The organism is Mycobacterium sp. DL592 (genome assembly GCF_011694515.1).
Taxonomy (GTDB): Bacteria; Actinomycetota; Actinomycetes; order Mycobacteriales; family Mycobacteriaceae; genus Mycobacterium.
Genome location: NZ_CP050192.1, coordinates 4101156 through 4119863, shown reverse-complemented (window position 1 = coordinate 4119863; position 18708 = coordinate 4101156). Strand labels below are relative to the sequence as shown.

Genomic DNA, 18708 nt, shown 5'->3' with positions numbered 1-18708 from the left:
CGTGTACAGGGTGTTTTTCTTGCGCCACAGCTACGATGGTGGCGATCTATTGCGTAGACGGGGAGGAGCGGGCTGATGGACCGTCTCGACGACACCGACGAGCGGATTCTCGCCGAACTCGCCGAGCATGCGCGGGCGACGTTCGCCGAGATCGGCGCCCGGGTGAATCTGTCGGCGCCCGCGGTCAAGCGGCGGGTGGACCGGATGCTCGACAACGGCGTCATCCGCGGCTTCACCACCGTCATCGACCGCAGCGCGATCGGCTGGAACACCGAGGCCTACGTTCAGGTGTACTGCCACGGCACGATCGCGCCAGATCAGTTGCGGGCGGCCTGGATTGACATCCCCGAGGTGATCAGCGCCGCCACCGTCACCGGCACCTCGGATGCGATCCTGCACGTGCTGGCCCGCGACATGCGCCACCTGGAGGCGGCGCTGGAACGGATCCGCTCGAGTGCCGACATCGAGCGCAGCGAGAGCATCGTGGTGCTGTCCAACCTGATCGACCGGTCACCGGCCTGATCAGCTAACCGGTCGGTCGGCAAGGCCGGGCTGGCTGACACATTGCGGCGCTGATCATGTAAGAACAGCACGTGAGCAGTAGCGAGAATGGCATCGTCATCGTCGGCGGCGGACTGGCCGCCGCCCGGACCGCCGAACAGTTGCGTAAGTCGGAGTACGCCGGCCCGGTCACCATCGTCAGCGACGAGGTGCACCTGCCCTACGACCGGCCGCCGCTGTCCAAGGACGTGCTGCACGCTGATCTCGACGACGTCGCACTCAAGCCCGCATCGTTCTACGAGGACAACAACATCACGGTGCGCCTGGGCAGCGCGGCCCAGACGCTGGACACCGCGGCGCGCACCCTCACGCTGGCCGACGGCTCGGTGCTGGCTTACGACGAGCTGGTGATCGCCACCGGACTGATCCCCAAACGCATTCCGTCGTTCCCCGACCTCGATGGCATCCGGGTGCTGCGCAACCTCGACGAGGCGCTGGCGCTGCGCACCCATGCGGCCTCGGCCCGCAACGCGGTGATCATCGGCGCCGGCTTCATCGGCTGCGAGGTCGCGGCGAGCCTGCGCAAGCTGGGTGTCGAGGTGGTGCTGGTCGAGCCGCAGCCGGCGCCGCTGGCGTCGGTGCTCGGCGAGCAGGTCGGCAATCTGGTGACCCGCCTGCACCTTGCGGAGGGGGTCGACGTCCGTACCGGTGTCGGGGTCGCCGAGGTTCGGGGCGAGGGCCATGTCGACACCGTGGTCCTCAGTGACGGCAGTGAGCTGCCTGCCGACCTGGTGGTGGTGGGCATCGGCTCGCGCCCGGCCACCGACTGGCTGGCGGGCAGCGGCGTCGAGGTGGACAACGGCGTGGTCTGTGATGCGGCCGGGCGCACCAGTGCCGCGAATGTGTGGGCGCTCGGCGATGTCGCCTCTTGGCGCGATGCCACCGGACATCAAGCGCGCGTGGAACATTGGAGCAATGTCGCCGAGCAGGCGCGGGTGGTCGTGCCGGCACTGCTGGGTCAGGACCCGCCGGACGTCGTCGTCGTGCCGTACTTCTGGAGCGATCAGTACGACGTGAAGATCCAGTGCCTCGGTGAGCCGGAGGCCACCGACGTCGTGCACATCGTCGAGGACGACGGCCGTAAGTTCCTGGCGTTCTACGAGCGCGACGGGGTGGTGGCCGGCGTGGTCGGTGGCGGTATGCCGGGCAAGGTCATGAAGACCCGCGCCAAGATCGCCGCCGGCGCACCGATCGCCGACGTCCTGGGCTGAGCTGAACCGGCCGCTAGAACTGCCCGAGGTAGAACCGGCCACCTTGATCGTCGGTGCATTCGGCCATCAATCCGTAGGGCTGCTGCGCCGGTTCGCTGATGACCTCGCCGCCGCCCTCGCGGACCCGTCGCACCGCGGCGTCGATGTCGGCCACCGTCCACATCGGGACGGTCGACGGGCGGCGTGCGCCGCCTGCGACACCGGCCATCGGCTGGGTCTGGCTGATCTGCCACCCGTCGGAGACCCGACCCGGCTCGAAGGACCAGCCGAACACTCCCGCGTAGAAGTCCCGGAACCCTGCCGAATCGCCGACCTCGTAGGTGACGTAGGACAGCTCACCCGGTCCGGCACCGTTGAGTGACGGCCGGCGCTGGCCCGGATCGGCGGCGTACACCCCGAACGGGTTGCCGGCCGGATCGGTGGCGCTGAACCCCTCGCCGACGGGGAATCGGCGGTGCTCACCGACCCGGCCACCTGCCGCCGTCACCTGCGCCCGGGCCGACGCCAGGTCGGCCACCGCATAGCAGCAAAACAGGGTGCTGCGTTCGCCGGCCGACAGGCCAACGCGCTCAACGGTATTCGTCACCTCGGAGTGGGAGTCGAACGTCCAGCCCAGGACATGGCCGTAGAACACCGCGGCCCGGTCGACGTCGGGGGTCCACAGGCTGGCGTAGCCGATGTCGCCGGGACGGATCAGCTCGGCCACGGGTCCGCTGATCATCCAGCGATGACCGAACGGGTCACGGATGGTCGCCGAGCGCGACCCGTGCGCCTGGTAGGGCTCGCGCTCCACCCGGGCACCGTGGCTGCGAGCGCGGGTCAGCGCCGCGTCGGTGTCACGCACGTGCAGCATCAGGCTCACCGATGTCCACCCGGGCTCCGGCGCCCGCAGTCCCATCTCGGTGAACTCGTCGGCCAGGTAGAGGACGCCGCCGCCGATCGCCAGCTCGGCATGCCCGATGCGGCCGTCGTCCATCACGATCGGGTCGACGAGCAGTTCGGCGGTTAGTGCGTCGCAGTACCAGTCGATGGCGGCGCGCCCGTCGGCGACCGTCAGGTACGGCAGCGCCGCGGGCCGGGGCGGCTCGCTGGCCGCCGGGGCGTTCTCGGTCAGCGCGGTCAGTGCCGAGGTGGTGGCGCTCATGTCGACTCCTTGTGATCCGGGTGGCAGTGACAGTGCCGACTCCAGCCGTGCCCGCAGCCGCGCGGCGAAGGCCGGATTCGGTGCTACCGGAGGGTCTTCGGCGTTCAGGACTTCCAATGGATCGGTCACCGGTCGCCTCCTTCCGGATAGAGATTTCGGAAGGCCCGGCGAGCCCGGACCAACAGCGCTTCGGTGGCGTGCACGGTGCGCCCCATCAGTTGGGCGCACTCGGGCACCGAGCAGTCGTCCATGTAGCGCAGGGCCAGCACCGTGCGGTGGACGTCCGGGAGCCGGGCGAGCACGCTCTCGGCGACGAGCCGGTCCAGCTCGGCCTCCCAGCCGTCGTCGGCCGCGTTGTCGGGCACGTCGGCGACGGTGATCGTCGGGCGGGTCTGGCGCCGCCGGTAGTGGTCGGCCAGTTTGTGCCTGGCCACGCCGAGCAGCCAGGGCACCGCGATAGGCGGCGGCTGCGGCCGGCGCGCGGCGTCCATCGCGGCCAGGAACGTCTCGGAGGTGAGGTCCTCGGCGGTGGCCCGGTCGGGGCAGCGGCGCACAAAGTAGCCGTACACCACCGGAAGTGCGTCGTCGTACAACTGCAGCAGCCGGCGCGGGGCATCGGTGACGTCCGGATCCGCGCTCACACCTCTATCGTCGTCGCGCGGGGCCGAACTCCGACGGGTCCAGCGCGATTATTTCGGCGAGGGCACCCGGTCGAGGCCGCCGAGGCCGTGTGCCACCGCGTCGAAGGCGTCGCCGAGTGCCCGCGGCAGCGCCACCGACTCGTCGGCCAGCCAGTACTCGTAGGCCGACAGCGCCACCCCGAGCATCAGCCAGGCCACCGACTGTGGCACCAGATCGCCGGCCTTGGCGCCGGTGCGCTCGGCGACGTAGGCCGCGACCACCCCGCGCCAGCCGGCGTACATGGTCATCGAATACGCCTGCAGTTCGGCGGTCCGCAGGATCACCCGCATCCGCTGGCGGTGGCGCTGCGTCTCGGACTCGTCAAAAGTGTTGAACGCCAGCAGGGCTGAGCGCAGCGCGTCGCCGATGGGGGTCTCGGGGTCCACGGCGTCCAACAGACTGCGGAAGTGCTGCAGGTGGGAGTCGAAGTCGCCCCACGGGATGGCGTTCTTCGACGAGTAGTAGCGGAACAGCGTGCGCCGCGCGATGCCCGAGGCCTGTGCGACGTCGTCGACGCTGACCTCGCCGAAGCCGTAGGTGGCGAACAGGTCCAGCGCTACGTCGGTGATGTGGTCCTGGGTGGTGGAGCGCCGACGACCGACCCGGGTCCCCGGCTCACCTGCCGAACCACCCGCCATCAACACACCTCTTCCGTTTCGGCACTCGATGCCATATTCTGGCGACCTCGATCACAATTGTCGAGAACCCAGGCAGAGAAAGGGTGCTTTTGATGGAGCCGAGCCAGAACACCGAGGTTGAGAACGAGCTGGTGACCGAGACTCTCGTCGAAGAGGTCTCGATCGACGGGATGTGCGGGGTCTACTGACCGTGCCCGCCCACGCCGTGGGCGATCCGGCTGTGGCCGGGTCGAGCTTCGACCCGGCCCGCAGCTGGCGTCTGCATCCTCAGGTGGCAGTGCGCCCCGAGCCGTTCGGGGCGCTGCTCTACCACTTCGGCACCAGGAAGCTGTCCTTCCTCAAGAACCGGACCATTCTGGCCGTCGTCGAGTCGCTGTCCGAACATCCGGACGTGCACTCGGCCCTGCGCGCCGCCGGCGTCGAACCCGACGCCGAAGCGCCGTATCTGCATGCCCTCGGCGTCCTCGCCTCCTCGAACATGTTGACCTGCAAGGAAACCCAATGACCTCGGTGGCTCCGGTACCCCGGCTGATCGAGCAGTTCGAGCACGGCTTGGACGCGCCCATCTGCCTGACCTGGGAACTGACCTACGCCTGCAACCTGGCCTGCGTGCACTGCCTGTCCTCGTCGGGCAAGCGTGACCCGCGCGAGCTGTCGACCGACCAGTGCAAAGCGATCATCGACGAGCTCGAGCGCATGCAGGTGTTCTACGTCAACATCGGTGGCGGCGAACCCACGGTGCGGCCGGACTTCTGGGAGCTGGTCGACTACGCCACCGCCCATCACGTGGGAGTGAAGTTCTCCACCAACGGCGTTCGCATCACCCCCGAGGTGGCTGAGAAGCTGGCCGCCAGTGACTACGTCGACGTCCAGATCTCCCTGGACGGCGCGACCGCTGAGGTCAATGACGCCGTCCGCGGCCCGGGTTCGTTCGCGATGGCCATCCGCGCGCTGGAGAATCTCGCCGACGCCGGCTTCGCTGACGCCAAGATCTCGGTGGTCGTCACACGGCACAACGTCGACCAACTCGACGACTTCAAGGCACTCGCCGACCGCTTCGGCGCAACCTTGCGCATCACCCGCCTGCGCCCGTCGGGCCGCGGCGCCGATGTGTGGGACGAGTTGCATCCCACCGCCGACCAACAGGTCCAGCTCTACAACTGGCTGGTGGCCCGCGGCGACGGGGTCCTCACCGGGGACTCGTTCTTCCACCTGTCGGGCCTGGGTGCGCCGGGCGCGCTGGCGGGGCTGAACATGTGCGGTGCCGGCCGCGTGGTCTGCCTGATCGATCCGGTCGGCGACGTCTACGCGTGCCCGTTCGCCATCCACGACCGCTTCCTGGCCGGAAACATCGTCTCCGACGGTGGTTTCGATAACGTGTGGAAGAACGCCCCGCTGTTCCGGGAGCTGCGCGAGCCGCAGTCCGCCGGAGCGTGTGGCAGCTGCGGGCACTACGACAGCTGCCGTGGCGGATGCATGGCGGCCAAGTTCTTCACCGGTCTGCCGCTGGACGGTCCGGACCCGGAGTGCGTCGAAGGCTATGGCGCCTACGGGCTGGCCGCCGAGCGGGACAAGCCCCGCCCCAGCGCCGACCACTCCCGCGGTAAGCCGATCATGCTGACGCTGGCCACCCGCCCCCCGGCCAAGCCCTGCAACGAAAGTCCGATCTAGACATGGCACGTGACACCTGGTTCGAAACCGTCGCAATCGCGCAGGAGCGCGCTAAGAAGCGGCTGCCCAAGTCGGTCTACGCCGCACTGATCGCCGGCAGTGAAAAGGGCCTGACCATCTCCGACAACGTCGAGGCGTTCGGCGAGCTCGGTTTCGCCCCCCACGTCATCGGCGCATCCGCCAAGCGTGACCAGGCGACAACCGTTATGGGACAGGATATTTCGCTTCCGGTCTTGATCTCGCCGACCGGTGTGCAGGCGGTGCACCCCGACGGCGAGGTGGCGGTCGCCCGCGCGGCAGCTGCCCGCGGCACGGCGATGGGGCTGTCCTCGTTCGCGAGCAAGCCCATCGAAGAGGTGGTCGCCGCCAACCCCAAGACCTTCTTCCAGATCTACTGGCTGGGTGACCGCGACGCCATCGCCGCACGGGCCGAGCGGGCCCGGGCCGCCGGTGCGGTCGGGCTGATCGTCACCACTGACTGGAGCTTCTCGCATGGCCGGGACTGGGGCAGCCCCAAGATCCCGGAGAAGATGAACCTGGCCTCCATCGTGAAGCTGTCGCCCGAGGGCCTGGTCCGGCCCCGGTGGTTCCTGGAGTGGGCCAAGACGCTGCGCCCGCCGGCACTGAGCGTGCCCAACCAGGGCCCGCGCGGCGAGAGTGGTCCGCCGTTCTTCCAGGCCTACGGCGAGTGGATGGGCACGCCCCCGCCGACCTGGGAGGACATCGCCTGGCTGCGTGAGCTCTGGGGCGGACCCTTCATGCTCAAGGGTGTGACGCGCGTCGACGACGCCAAACGTGCTGTCGATGCCGGCGTTTCGGCGATCTCGGTGTCCAATCACGGCGGCAACAACATCGACGGCACCCCGGCCGCCATCCGTGCGTTGCCCGCGGTGGCCGAGGCGGTGGGCGACCAGATCGAGGTCCTGCTCGACGGCGGCATCCGCCGGGGCAGCGACGTGGTCAAGGCGCTGGCACTTGGCGCCCGCGCGGTGATGATCGGCCGGGCCTACCTGTGGGGCCTTGGCGCCGCGGGGCAGGCCGGCGTGGAGAACGTCCTGGACATCCTCTCCGGTGGGATCGACTCGGTCCTGCGCGGGCTGGGGAAGGCCTCGATCCACGACCTGACCGCAGAGGACGTCTTGATGCCTCCTGGTTTCGCCCGAGCCCTGGGTGTGCCGCCGACCGCGGACTGAGGCTGCGGGGAGCCGGCCCGGTGTGGCTGGCGTGACGGACGGGACGGCGGTGACCCCGCCGGGCCCCTCCAGACTCTCCAAAGCGAAAGAAATCCGTATCTCTCGCGAACAATTGGCGCATACCAGGTGAATTCGGCCTACCATCGGCGCGTGGCGCTGCGGAGCGAGTTGGGCAACTCGACATCGGGACAACTCCGCGGCATGGCTCCGACGATCTTGATCCCGGTCGGCTCCACCGAACAGCACGGGCCGCACCTGCCGTTGGACACCGACACCCGGATCGCGACGGCAGTAGCGTCGGCCGTCGCCGACGGGCTCGACCGCGAGGCTGCCCCCGGGGAGTATCTGCTGGCTCCCGCGATCGCCTACGGCGCGTCCGGCGAGCACGAGGGTTTCCCGGGCACCGTGTCGATCGGTACCGAGGTCCTGACCTCCGTTCTGGTCGAGTATGGCCGCTCGGCGTGTGGCTGGGCCGATCGGATCGTCTTCGTCAACGGTCACGGCGGCAACCTGGAGGCCCTGCGGTCCGCGGTCACGCTGCTGCGGCGTGAGGGGCGCGATGCGGCATGGAGCCCGTGTGTCGCGCAGGACGGCGATGCTCATGCCGGTCACACGGAAACATCTGTATTGCTACATATTTCGCCGGCCGACGTGCGGACCGAGGCCTGGTGTAGCGGTAACCGGGAGCCACTGGCTACCCTGTTGCCCCAGATGCGCAACGGGGGAGTTGCCGCGGTGAGTGAGGTGGGCGTGCTCGGTGACCCGACGACGGCGACTGCGCTGGACGGCGAACGCATCTTCAGCCAGATGGTGGCCGACTGTCGCCGGCGCGTCCAGGGGTGGAACCCGGCTCCCGACGGAATGCTCTTATGAGTCAGCACCGGCTGCCTGACGGCTTCGCCGTCCAGGTCGATCGGCGGGTGCGCACCCTGGGGTCGGGATCGGCGTTGCTGGGCGGTTCGCCGACCCGGTTGCTGCGGCTGGCCCCCTCGGCGCAGACCCTGCTCGACGGTGGACGGCTGGAGGTTCGCGACGCGGTCAGCGCGCAGCTGGCCCGTACCCTGCTGGATGCCACCGTGGCTCATCCCCGGCCCGCGGGTGGGCCCTCGCATCGTGACGTGACCGTCGTGATCCCGGTGCGCGACAATGCGTTCGGCCTGTACCGACTGGTGATGTCGATGCGCGCCATGCGTGTGGTCGTCGTCGACGACGGTTCCCAGACTCCGGTATCGGCCAGTGATTTCGACGGTGCGCGCTGTGATGTCGAGGTCGTTCGGCATCACCGCAGCAAGGGCCCGGCGGCCGCCCGCAATACCGGATTGTCGCTGTGCACAACTGATTTCGTGGCATTTCTGGACTCCGATGTGGTGCCGCACCGGGGGTGGCTCGAAGCGCTGCTGGGTCACTTCTGCGATCCCGCGGTCGCCCTGGTCGCCCCCCGCATCGTGGGGCTGGGCCACAGCGATCAACTGATCGCCCGCTACGAGGCGGTGCGATCATCGCTCGACCTCGGTGAGCGCGAGGCGCCGGTGATGCCCTACGGGCCGGTGTCCTACGTTCCGAGTGCGGCCATCATCTGCCGACGCTCGGCGCTGCTGGAACTCGGCGGCTTCGACGAGACGCTGCAGTCGGGCGAGGATGTCGACCTGTGCTGGCGACTGATCGAATCCGGCTCGAGGTTGCGTTACGAGCCGATCGCCCTGGTGGCTCATGAGCACCGCACCCAGATGCGAGACTGGTTGGGGCGTAAGGCATTCTACGGCAGCTCGGCAGCCCCGCTGTCGATCCGCCATCCGGACAAGACCGCCCCGGTGGTGATCTCGGCCTGGAGCCTGCTGGTCTGGCTGCTGATGGCCCTGGGCTCCTCGTCGGGCTACCTGGCGTCGCTGGCGTTCGCCGGATTCACCACCCGGCGGATGGCCAAGACCATGCAGAACACCGACGCCGGCCCGCGCGATGTCGTGATCCTGACCCTGCGGGGGATCGGTGCGGCGGCCCGCCAGCTCGCCGCCGCGACCTGCCGGCACTATTGGCCGCTGGCGCTGGTCGCCGCGCTGTGCTCCCAACGTTGCCGGCAGGCGGTTCTGGTGGCTGCGGTTCTCGACGGGGTGCTGGACTGGTTTGCCCGCAACCGCGGCGGCGACGGCGAGGGCAAGCCTGTGGGGCTGCTGGCCTACGTGCTGCTCAAGCGCCTCGACGACCTCGCCTACGGGGCGGGACTGTGGACCGGCGTCGTCCGCGAGCGGACACTGCGGCCGCTGCGGCCCCAGATCAAGACCTGACCCGCGGGCCGAGGTCATCGACATCACCCACCGTGACGTTCTCATCGTCGGCGCCGGCAGCGCTGGATCCGTTCTGGCCGAACGGCTCTCGGCCGATCCGTCCTGCCACGTCACGGTGGTCGAGGCCGGCCTCGGCCAGGCCGAACCCGGTGTCCGGGCGCTGACAGCCAACGGGCTGCAACTGCCGATCGGCGCCGCCAGCACCGTGGCTCGCCGCTACCGGACGACGCTCACCGAGACCCCGGTCCGGATGGCCGACATCGTGCGGGGTGCCACGGTCGGCGGCTCCGGTGCGGTCAACGGCGGCTACTTCTGCCGGGCCCTGCCCGACGACTTCGACGGCCCCGCGATACCGGGCTGGTCGTGGGCGGAGGTGAGCAGCCACTACCGGGCCATCGAGACCGACCTCGACCTCCCGCAGGACCGTGACGGCGGTCCGATCGCGATCCGGCGCACCCACGACTTCATCGGCAGCACAGCGGTATTCGTGGACGCGGTCCGCTCTGCCGGGTATCGATGGCTGCCCGACCTCAACGCCGAACCGGTGGGTGCCAACACCCCGCCCGGAATCGGGGCCGTTCCGCTGAACATCGTCGACGGCGTCCGCACCGGCCCCGGCGCGGCGTTCCTCGAGCCGGCCCTCGGCAGGTCCAACCTGACGGTGCTGGCTCGGCACCGGGTGCTGCGTCTGCGCCTGAGCGGAACACGGGTGACCGGAGTCGAGGCGATCGGGCCGGACGGGCCGATCGACCTGTCGGCCGACCGGGTCGTGTTGTCGGCCGGGGCCATCGAGTCGGCGCACCTGCTCATGGTCTCGGGGATCGGACCCGCGGCGGCGCTACGCGGCGCCGGGGTCCCCGTCGTCGCCGACCTTCCGGTCGGCCTGCGCACCTGGGATCACCCCGAGTGGGTGATCCCGACCACCTGGGCGGTCGCGCCGGGGCGCCCGGTTCTCGAGGTGTTGCTCATCGACGGCGACGTCGAGATCCGGCCCTACACAGGGGGTTTCATCTCGATGGTGGGTGACGGCAGCGCGGGAACGCCCGACTGGCCGCATCTCGGGGTGGCACTGATGCGGCCGCACTCGCACGGGCGCGTGACGCTGCTCTCCGCTGACCCCGCGCAGGCCCCGCTCATCGAGCACCGCTACGACAGTGAACCGCGCGATGTCGACGAACTGCGGCGCGGACACCAGCTGGCAGCCGAGATCGCCCGCACCACAACCACCCTCGGCGAACCGATGTGGTCGACGTCGCAGCACCTGTGCGGCACGGCGCCGATGGGCCTCGACGACGACGAGTACGCCGTCGTCGACCCGCGCTGCCGGGTCCGTGGTCTCGACGGGCTGTGGGTGGTCGACGGATCCATCCTGCCGAGGATCACCAGCCGCGGTCCGCATGCCACCATCGCGATGATCGGCCACCGAGCCGCGGAGTTCGTCTGCTGATCGCAGGCGGTGCCACCGGCTATCGGTACCCTGGTCAGGCTGGATCGGGGCAGCACGAGCCGGGGAAGGAGGGGCGCCATGACGGGCCAACGCAGCGATCCGCGGCCGGCGCGCTCCCGCGCGCGGCTGCTCGATGCGGCGACCGCTCTGCTGCGCACCGGCGGGCCCAGCGCGGTGACGGTGGATGCGGTGACCCGCGGTGCCAACGTAGCCCGGGCGACCCTCTACCGCCACTTCCCCAGCGGCAACGATCTCTTGGCTGCGGCGTTCAACAGCCTGATCCCGCCCGCGCCGATGCCGCCGGAGACCGGCTCGCTGCAGGAGCGGCTGGTGGCCCTGGTGCAGGCGCAAGCCGAGCTGATCGCCGACACTCCGGTGCTGCTGACCGCCACCTACTGGCTGGCGCTCGGCCCCGACATGGAACGGATTCCCGGCACCGCCGACACGGACAGCACGGAGATCAGCACCCTGCGGGAACGGATCGCCCAGCAGTACGGCGCCCCGTTCGACGCGATCTTCGACAGTCCGGAGGCCGCGGCCGAACTCGGCGAAGTGGACCGGGCACAGGCCATCATGCTGCTGATCGGACCGCTTGTCGCCGGACGGATCAGTACCCTGACCGACTTCGACTACCGCGCCTGCGCGCGCAAAGCGGTGGAAGGCTTCCTGGCGGTCCACCGCAAGCCCGCGGCACCCGAGGTCACTTCAGCTCGACCCGAATCGGCAGGTGCTTGAGGCCGCCGACGAAGGTGGTGGCCATCAGTTCCGGTTTTCCGGCCAGCTCAATGGATTTGATCCGCGGGATGAGTTCGGTGAAGAAGCTGTTCATCTCCATGCGGGCCAGTGAGGCGCCGAGGCAGAAGTGCACACCGTAACCGAACGACAGATGCTTGTTGGGGTCGCGGCCCACGTCGAACTTGTCGGGATTGACGAAGACCTCTTCGTCGCGGTTGGCCGAAACATATGTCAGGTGCACGGCTTCGCCCTTGGCGATCCTCACCCCGCGCACCTCGGTGTCCTCCTGAGCGGTGCGCATGAACTCCTTGACCGGCACCACCCAGCGGATCATCTCCTCGACCGCGGTGCCCATCAGTGACATGTCGTTCTGCAGCCGGGCCAACTGGTCGGGGTGCTCCAGCAGGGCCCGCATACCGCCGGCGATGCCGGCGCTGGTGGTGTCGTGCCCGGCGCTGGCCACGATGACGTAATAGGACAGGGTGTCCATGTCCGACAGCGGCTCACCGTTGATCTTCGCGTTGGCGATCGCGGACGCCAGGTCGTCGGTCGGGGTTTCGCGGCGCGAGGCGGTCAGCGCCGAGAAGTAGTTGAAGAAGTCCATCAGAACCGCCAGCATGTCGTCGACGTCGCCGCCGCGCTGGAACTCCTCGTCGTTGCCGCCGAACATCTCCTGGGTCAGCTTGAGCATGCGGGGGAAGTCCGAGTCCGGCAGGCCCAGCATGGTCAGGATGATGTAGAGCGGGTAGTTGACGGCGATCTCGGTCATGAAGTCGAGTTCCGGGCCCTTCTCGGCCATCTTGTCGACCCAGATCTTGGCCAGCTCGTCACAGCGGGCCTTGAGTGACTTGAGCACCGAGGGCCGGAACCAGTCGGCGCCGACCTTGCGGACGTCGCGATGATGCGGATCGTCCATGTGGATCAGGGTCCGCAGACCGGTGCCGGCTTCCAGGTCGCGCAGCAGCTTCTCGTCGGCCTCGGTGATCGCCAGCAGCGGCCGAGGGTAGTTCGTGAACAGGTCGTTCTGCCGTTCGATGTCCATGATGTCGGAGTGCTTGGTGATCGCCCAGAACGGCCGGTACCCCTCGACGTCGACCCAGGACACCGGCGCATGCGCCCGCAGGTGGGCCAGCGCTTCGTGCAGCCGCTTCTCGTCGGTGTAGGCCTGCGGGTCGGCCAGAACACGGGCTGCGGGGTCCATGATCCGGGTGGTCATACGGGTCTCCTCGCTCACTGATGCGCAAAACTTGACGGGTGTCAGGTTAGTAGTGTGGGCGATGCTCGCCGATAGCGGAAGTCCTTTCGGACGATTGAGGACCGAAGGCCCTGTCCCGGCTTCCGCGTAGGCTCGACTCCCGTGCCGCACCGATCGCTTCGCCCACTCCGGTCGGTCGTTGCGGCCCTGATGAGCCTCGTCCTGGTCGCCGGGTGTGCCCGGGGCGGCAGTGAATCCGAATCCGCGGCGTCACCTCAACCGACGGTGGTGCACACCACCGGCGGAGAGGTTCGCGGCGTCGCCGCACCGGGATACCGGGTGTTCGACGGCATCCCGTACGCGGCGTCGCCCGTGGGCGAGTTGCGCTGGCAGCCGCCTGCGCCGGTGCCGCCGTGGCAGGGCGTGCGTGACGCCACCAGGCCGGGCCTGCGCTGCCCGCAGGACACCCGCACCGATCCCGACTACGGTCGCCCGACCGGTGAGGATTGCCTGAGTCTCAACGTCTGGACGCCCGACGGAGCCACCCCGACCACCCCGCGACCGGTGATGGTCTGGATCCACGGCGGCGGGTTCCTCAACGGCAGCGCCGATATCTACGACGCGCGGTGGATGGCCACCCAGGGCGACATCGTCGTGGTCACCGTGAACTACCGGTTGGGCACACTCGGCTTCCTGGCTCACCCGGCGCTGAGCCCAACCGGCGACGCGGGCAACTACGGACTGCAAGACCAGCAGGCCGCACTGCGCTGGGTGCAGGACAACATCGGTGCCTTCGGCGGCGATCCGGCCAAGGTCACCATCGCGGGGGAGTCCGCAGGGGCGATGTCGGTGTGTGACCACCTCGTCGCACCCGAATCGGCCGGGCTGTTCCGCGCGGCGATCCTGCAGAGCGGGCCGTGCCAGACCCAGTCCGACCGTCCCACCGCCCAGCGCGTCAGCCTGGACTACGCGCGGCGGGCCGGCTGCCCGGATCCGGGCAGCGTCGCGCAATGCCTGCGCGCCATGCCCGTCGACCGCCTGCTGCGTCCGCCGCTGTACGTCGGATTCGGCGCGGACTGGCTCACCGGCCCGGTCACCGGCACCGACAAGCTGCCGGTCGACCCGATGACCGGGTTCGCTCTCGGCAAGGTCCCGCGGGTTCCCGTCCTCATCGGCACCACCACCGACGAGTTCACCCTGTTCGTCGCCATCCAGTACCTGCGTGGGCACGGATTGCCACCGTATTCGAAGCTGCTGGCCGACACGTTCGGTGCCGACGCGGCGGCGGTGGGCGCGCACTATCCATTGCAGCGCTACGGCGGCAGCGCCGGGCGAGCATACTCGGCCGCCGTCACGGACAGTCAATTCGCCTGTCCTGCAGACAAAATGGCGAGCAACCTGGCGCACAGCGGCCCGGTGTACGCCTATGAGTTCAACGACCGGAACGCTCCCGCGCCCGACCCGTTCCGGCTGGTTCCGTTTTCGGTCGGCGCCAGCCACGGGCTCGACCTGCGCTACCTGTTCGACATCGGTGGGGCGCCACCGCTGAATCCCGCGCAGCGCCAGCTCTCCGACCAGATGATCGGTTACTGGAGTCAGTTCGTGAAGACCGGCACCCCAGACGTCGTCGGCCAGCTGCAGTGGCCGCAGCTGGGGGCCGACTCGACCACCGGTCCTCGGTTGTCGCTGCAGACCGGGGCGCTGTCCGTCGTCACCGATTTCGCCGCTCGCCACCAGTGTCAGTTCTGGGCGACGCTGAAAGGTACCCGCTAGCCCCGCCACCGGGGATGTTCGACGACGGCGAGGGCGTCCTGCACGTCGCGCGACAGCGACCGGCGCCGGGTGTTGCCGTCGCGCACCCAGCGTTGGAACGCGAAATCAGCTGCCGCCAAAGACAATTGGACCAGCAGCCCGGGCCTGCTGTCCTGGGCGGAATCAAGCCCCATCCGGTCAGCGATCAGTTCGACCAGGCGGTTGCGGTCCTGACCGGCGAGCAGGGTCACGCGGTCGAGCAACTCCGGTGCGGTCAGGATCACCGCCAGCCAGTTCTGCAGGTCGGCGTCGTCGAACGACCCGACCCGCCCGATGATGGCTGCCGAGAGCGCCAGATCGGGCGGCTCGTCCGGCGGCCGGCGCTGCAGCAGCGCCGCGATCGCCGCGCCACCGCGCTGGACCGCGCCGAGCAGCAACTCCTCCTTGGTGGCCACGTGACGGAAGAACGTCCTAGGCGACACCGCCGCCTCGGCCGCGATGTCCTCGGTGGTCACGTTGGCGTAGCCCCGCGCGGCGAACAGGCGGTAGGCCGCGGCGTGGATGTCTGCGCGCACCTGGGCCCGTTGCCTGTCCCGCAGCGAGGGCGTGTCGGTCACCGGAAGGTTCCCATCCCGCCGTCGACGTGGATGGTCTGCGCGGTGAGGTAGGACGCATCGGCGCTGACCAGGAAGGCGACCATCGCGCCGATGTCGTCGTGGGTATCGCCGACCCGTTGCAGCGGAATGCCTTTCACGACCTTGCCGTAAACGTCGGGGAACGCCTCGCTCCACCCCCGCACGCCGTCGGAGTTGGCGAATGGGCAGATCACGTTGACCCGGATGTTGTCGGATCCCCATTCCAGGGCGGCGACCTTCGACATGCCGCGGATCGCCTCCTTGGCCGCGGCGTAGGCTCCGAACCAGGTCTGCCCGCCGGTGCCGCTGCCAGAGCCGAGGTTCACGATCGATCCGCCGCCTGCGGCCTTGAGCACCGGGTGGGCCGCCTGCATCAGAAAGAAGGTGGCCCGCGGCCCGATGTCGAAGACCAGGTCATAGTCGGCCATGGTGATATCGCCGAACGGCTTTGGCTCGTTGCTCGCGATGGCGTTGTTGACCAGCGCATCGAGCCCGCCGAGGTGCTGGACCGCGGTGTCGACGATGTGAGCGTAGCTGGCGCGGTCGCACAGGTCGGCGACCAGTGCGACGGCCCGGTGTCCCTCGGTCGCGAACTGGTCGGCCACCTTGTTCACCGCTGGGTTGCGGTCGACCAGCAGCACCGAAGCGCCGCGTTCCAGCAGTGCCGCGGTGATGCCGCGGCCGACACCCAGGGCCGCACCGGTGACGATCGCCCGCAGGCCGGCGAGGGATTTCGGATGCCAGTACGGCTGCGCGTCATCCAGTGCCACGGTGTAGTTCCTCCGATGTCCTTGCCGGCGTTGGGAATTCGATGAATTCAACGGAGGTGCCGTCGGGGTCCTTGACGAAGAACATCCGCACCCCGGCGATCTCGAAGGGCGCCTGGTCGGGTTCGTAGCCGGCGGCACGGACCCGGCGATAGGTGTCGTCGAGGTCGGCCACCGACAGGGAGATGTTCTGATTGCCCACGATCGACCTGCGGGCCGGGCGGGCCGGGCCGCCCAGTGACAGCAGTTCGAGCATCACCCCGCCGACCAGGCCGCCGACGACACGGCCCTGGTGCCCGGCGGAGCCGCCGAGCGCGGCGTCGAAGGGTTCACCGGACATGGCCTGGTCGAACACGACGTCCATGCCGAGCAGACCTCGATAGAAGGACAGCGCCCGGTCCATATCCGTCACGCCCACCACCAGGTGCGAGAACCTCAGGTCGGCAACCGGTTCCATCAGCGGGCCAGGCCGGGGGCGGCCCGGCCGGCGATGAGCGGCAGGTCCAGGTAGGTCTTGATGCCGGGCGCGGCCTCGCACACATAGGGGATGGCGCTGACGCAGTGGTTGGCGGTGGCGACGACCCCCGGATTGCGGATGAGCCCTTCGGCAACCGATTCCGGTTGCAGCCCTTTGAACGTCAGAGAGACGTCGGGGTCGCCGGTGATCTCGACCTCGAAGCGCTCACCCTGCTCGCCCAGAGTCCACGGCGGATCGAGTTCGACCTCGCACATCAGCCAGTTCACCGCGGCGGTGACTACCGGGGTGTCGTCGACGATGGCCTGCCAGCGGAATCGCCGGGCGGCCACGGTGCCCGCTTCCATCGGAACCACGAGTTCGTCGGTGCCGGTGACGGCGACCGCGACCTCCTGGGTCGAGCGGATACGGGGTTCGGCGCGAAAGCCCAACTGGTCGGTGACCATCCGGACCGAGGCCTTGAAGCCGGCCTCCAGCAGCGCGGCGATCGGCCCGCTCATCGCCTGCTCCGGGGTCAGTCCGAAGCCCATCACCTCTCGCACCACCAGGGGAGCGTTGTAGGTGCGGATGTCGGAGAACTCCTCGGCGCGGACGTGGGTGATCGCCGAGGACAGCGACGACACCATCAACGGAAAACGTTCGGTGATGCCGCCGGGGTGGATGCCCGAACCGTGCAGTGTCACGCCGCCGACCAGACACGCCTCTTCGATGGCCCGCACCGGCGGGCTCTGCGGATCGGGGTACACCCAGCCCACCGGCGTGACGACGTTCTTGCCCGACCGCAGGATCCTGGCGACCACCTGTTCGTCGGGCAGCAGCGGTGAGTACATGACGCAGTCGGCGTCGAGGGCGAGCAGCGCGTCGATGTCGGTCGTGGCGGCGACACCGATCGGCTCCTGACCGATCAGCTCGCCGACGTCGCGGCCGTTCTTGTCGTCGCTGTGGACCCAGCAGCCCACGAGTTCGAGTTCGGGATGGCGCAGCACGCCCTGGATCGCCGCCTTGCCGACACCGCCGGTCGCCCACTGAATGACTCGGTACATGCCCGGCATGCTATGCCGTTATGGCAGTAACTGTCAGGAAATCCGGGCCGGTGTGACCCAGGTGGTGATCTCGGCACGGAACACCTCGGTGCCGGCCCGGTCGTAGGCGCTGACCGGCACGACGATCTCGGCGCCCTCGGTGATCGCGGCGAAGTCCGGCGGATCGAGCCGGGCGCAGGCCCGCAGCGAGGTCGTCGCCTTGTGCAGGTACTGCACGTCCATCGCCTTCGGGATCCAGCGATGGGTGGTCGGGACCGTCGCCTCCATCAACATCCCCATCGCCATCTCGGCGGCGTTGCACATCGCGATCGCGTGCACGGTGCGCAGGTGGTTGTAGGTCAGGATCCATTTGCGGATGCTGACCTCGGCGTAGCCGGGCTCCATGCGGACGATGTGGGGCAGGACCGTCGCGAAGAAGGGCACCCGCGCGGCCGCCGCGGCGGAGAACACCAGGCTGCCCCCGGGGTACCGGGACAGCCGCTGCCAGATCCGGTACGTGCCGGTCGTCAGCCCGGGGGTCGCAGCCATGAGGGCCGACCTTACTCCGCAGTAAGATCAGCCTCCCGGCCGGATCGGCGCAGCACCGGTGCACGTACGCTGAGCAGGCAGTGCAGTGATTTGGCCGGCGCTCCAACCTGATTTGGCTGGTGCTCGACCGAATTTGGCTGGTGCCGCGATCTAAGGCATACTGTTCGGGTTGCCTTGAGCCGGGTTCGCACCCTGTCGGGAGCGTGCCGCTCAAGGTGTACGACCGGCGCCCAAACGGGCGCGTCCGGTCCCATCCTCGGAGTGCGACGGATTTCACCGCGCCTTCGGGGCCGCGTGAGGGCGACACACCCGACCGCGGGGGCCGGAGCACCAGGACAGGTAAAGAGCGGCGGCGACAGCCAGCGCGACGCTTCAGGGCGTAGCGCAGACCACCGTGTCCCCTTGCGGGGACCAAGCAGGAGTGAAGGTAGGAGAAGCGTGGCGGGACAAAAGATCCGCATCAGGCTCAAGGCCTACGACCATGAGGCCATTGACGCCTCGGCGCGCAAGATCGTGGAAACGGTCACTCGAACCGGCGCCAGTGTGGTCGGGCCGGTGCCGCTGCCGACGGAAAAAAACGTGTACTGCGTCATCCGCTCCCCGCATAAGTACAAGGACTCGCGGGAGCACTTCGAGATGCGTACTCACAAGCGGCTCATCGACATCCTCGACCCGACGCCGAAGACGGTTGACGCGCTCATGCGCATCGACCTGCCGGCCAGCGTCGACGTGAACATTCAGTAGGAGTCG

21 protein-coding genes are annotated in these 18708 nt (G+C 68.9%); 12 read left to right on the top strand and 9 right to left on the bottom strand.

The genetic code is table 11. The features are described from left to right. Nucleotides 1-75 precede the first annotated feature (75 nt). On the top strand, nt 76-522 hold the full coding sequence (locus HBE64_RS19850) for an Lrp/AsnC family transcriptional regulator (RefSeq protein ID WP_167106041.1): 447 nt from the start codon (nt 76-78) through the stop codon (nt 520-522). Between the two features lie 71 nt (nt 523-593). Next, a complete protein-coding gene (locus HBE64_RS19845; RefSeq protein ID WP_167106038.1) occupies nt 594-1772 on the top strand; it encodes an NAD(P)/FAD-dependent oxidoreductase in 1179 nt (392 codons plus the stop codon). A gap of 13 nt (nt 1773-1785) precedes the next feature. Here HBE64_RS19845 and HBE64_RS19840 read toward each other — a convergent pair whose 3' ends face one another. The 3 genes from HBE64_RS19840 to mftR are packed head-to-tail and all read right to left on the bottom strand — an operon-like array spanning nt 1786 to nt 4235. Beyond that, entirely contained in the window at nt 1786-3045 is a 1260-nt protein-coding gene (locus tag HBE64_RS19840; RefSeq protein ID WP_167106035.1) for a VOC family protein, read from the bottom strand. Then, nucleotides 3042-3557, bottom strand: coding sequence for an RNA polymerase sigma factor (locus HBE64_RS19835; protein ID WP_167106032.1), 516 nt, complete (start codon nt 3555-3557; stop codon nt 3042-3044). The genes HBE64_RS19840 and HBE64_RS19835 overlap by 4 nt, the downstream gene beginning before the upstream one ends. Before the next feature lie 48 nt (nt 3558-3605). Beyond that, nucleotides 3606-4235, bottom strand: a complete 630-nt coding sequence (gene mftR, locus HBE64_RS19830) for a mycofactocin system transcriptional regulator (protein WP_167106029.1) — start codon at nt 4233-4235, stop codon at nt 3606-3608. 92 nt (nt 4236-4327) lie between these two features. On the opposite strand from mftR, the gene mftA reads away from it, so the two are divergent. From mftA to HBE64_RS19790, 8 genes are all read left to right on the top strand, one after another. Then, complete coding sequence (mftA, locus tag HBE64_RS19825; RefSeq protein WP_167106026.1) at nt 4328-4423, top strand: mycofactocin precursor MftA; 96 nt, start codon at nt 4328-4330, stop codon at nt 4421-4423. A gap of 2 nt (nt 4424-4425) precedes the next feature. Beyond that, complete coding sequence (gene mftB / locus HBE64_RS19820) at nt 4426-4740, top strand: mycofactocin biosynthesis chaperone MftB (protein WP_243841390.1); 315 nt, start codon at nt 4426-4428, stop codon at nt 4738-4740. Then, entirely contained in the window at nt 4737-5906 is a 1170-nt protein-coding gene (mftC, locus tag HBE64_RS19815) for a mycofactocin radical SAM maturase (protein ID WP_167106020.1), read from the top strand. Before mftB ends, mftC begins: the two co-directional genes overlap by 4 nt. Nucleotides 5907-5908: 2 nt before the next feature. Then, nucleotides 5909-7099, top strand: a complete 1191-nt coding sequence (gene mftD / locus HBE64_RS19810) for a pre-mycofactocin synthase MftD (RefSeq protein WP_167106017.1) — start codon at nt 5909-5911, stop codon at nt 7097-7099. A gap of 126 nt (nt 7100-7225) precedes the next feature. Next, nucleotides 7226-7972 carry a mycofactocin biosynthesis peptidyl-dipeptidase MftE gene (gene mftE, locus HBE64_RS19805; RefSeq protein WP_167106014.1) on the top strand — a complete coding sequence of 249 codons (747 nt, stop codon included), beginning with the start codon at nt 7226-7228 and terminating at the stop codon, nt 7970-7972. Next, nucleotides 7969-9381, top strand: a complete 1413-nt coding sequence (gene mftF, locus HBE64_RS19800) for a mycofactocin biosynthesis glycosyltransferase MftF (protein ID WP_167106011.1) — start codon at nt 7969-7971, stop codon at nt 9379-9381. The genes mftE and mftF overlap by 4 nt, the downstream gene beginning before the upstream one ends. A 16-nt stretch (nt 9382-9397) precedes the next feature. Beyond that, complete coding sequence (gene mftG, locus HBE64_RS19795; protein WP_167109462.1) at nt 9398-10828, top strand: mycofactocin system GMC family oxidoreductase MftG; 1431 nt, start codon at nt 9398-9400, stop codon at nt 10826-10828. 78 nt (nt 10829-10906) lie between these two features. Beyond that, nucleotides 10907-11563 (top strand): TetR/AcrR family transcriptional regulator, encoded by a 657-nt coding sequence (locus tag HBE64_RS19790; protein WP_167106008.1) that lies wholly within the window; start codon nt 10907-10909, stop codon nt 11561-11563. On the opposite strand, the gene HBE64_RS19785 is transcribed toward HBE64_RS19790, so the two are convergent. Then, complete coding sequence (locus HBE64_RS19785) at nt 11529-12779, bottom strand: cytochrome P450 (RefSeq protein ID WP_167106005.1); 1251 nt, start codon at nt 12777-12779, stop codon at nt 11529-11531. The two genes, HBE64_RS19790 and HBE64_RS19785, sit on opposite strands and share 35 nt — an antisense overlap. Nucleotides 12780-12968: 189 nt before the next feature. On the opposite strand from HBE64_RS19785, the gene HBE64_RS19780 reads away from it, so the two are divergent. Beyond that, a complete protein-coding gene (locus HBE64_RS19780) occupies nt 12969-14531 on the top strand; it encodes a carboxylesterase/lipase family protein (RefSeq protein WP_167106001.1) in 1563 nt (520 codons plus the stop codon). On the opposite strand, the gene HBE64_RS19775 is transcribed toward HBE64_RS19780, so the two are convergent. The 5 genes from HBE64_RS19775 to HBE64_RS19755 are packed head-to-tail and all read right to left on the bottom strand — an operon-like array spanning nt 14528 to nt 17958. Further along, entirely contained in the window at nt 14528-15127 is a 600-nt protein-coding gene (locus HBE64_RS19775; protein WP_167105998.1) for a TetR/AcrR family transcriptional regulator, read from the bottom strand. The two genes, HBE64_RS19780 and HBE64_RS19775, sit on opposite strands and share 4 nt — an antisense overlap. After that, the gene (locus HBE64_RS19770; protein WP_243841389.1) at nt 15124-15915 is read right to left on the bottom strand and encodes an SDR family NAD(P)-dependent oxidoreductase; all 792 of its coding nucleotides are present in this window, start codon (nt 15913-15915) and stop codon (nt 15124-15126) included. Before HBE64_RS19770 ends, HBE64_RS19775 begins: the two co-directional genes overlap by 4 nt. Continuing rightward, the gene (locus tag HBE64_RS19765; protein ID WP_243841695.1) at nt 15902-16315 is read right to left on the bottom strand and encodes a VOC family protein; all 414 of its coding nucleotides are present in this window, start codon (nt 16313-16315) and stop codon (nt 15902-15904) included. Before HBE64_RS19765 ends, HBE64_RS19770 begins: the two co-directional genes overlap by 14 nt. Nucleotides 16316-16368: 53 nt before the next feature. Next, complete coding sequence (locus tag HBE64_RS19760) at nt 16369-17430, bottom strand: dihydrodipicolinate reductase (protein WP_167105992.1); 1062 nt, start codon at nt 17428-17430, stop codon at nt 16369-16371. Nucleotides 17431-17463: 33 nt separating this feature from the next. After that, the gene (locus tag HBE64_RS19755) at nt 17464-17958 is read right to left on the bottom strand and encodes a hotdog fold domain-containing protein (RefSeq protein WP_167105989.1); all 495 of its coding nucleotides are present in this window, start codon (nt 17956-17958) and stop codon (nt 17464-17466) included. A 438-nt stretch (nt 17959-18396) separates the two neighbouring features. Here HBE64_RS19755 and rpsJ point away from each other — a divergent pair, with 438 nt between their 5' ends. Then, nucleotides 18397-18702 carry a 30S ribosomal protein S10 gene (rpsJ, locus tag HBE64_RS19750; RefSeq protein WP_003883485.1) on the top strand — a complete coding sequence of 102 codons (306 nt, stop codon included), beginning with the start codon at nt 18397-18399 and terminating at the stop codon, nt 18700-18702. Nucleotides 18703-18708: the final 6 nt, after the last annotated feature.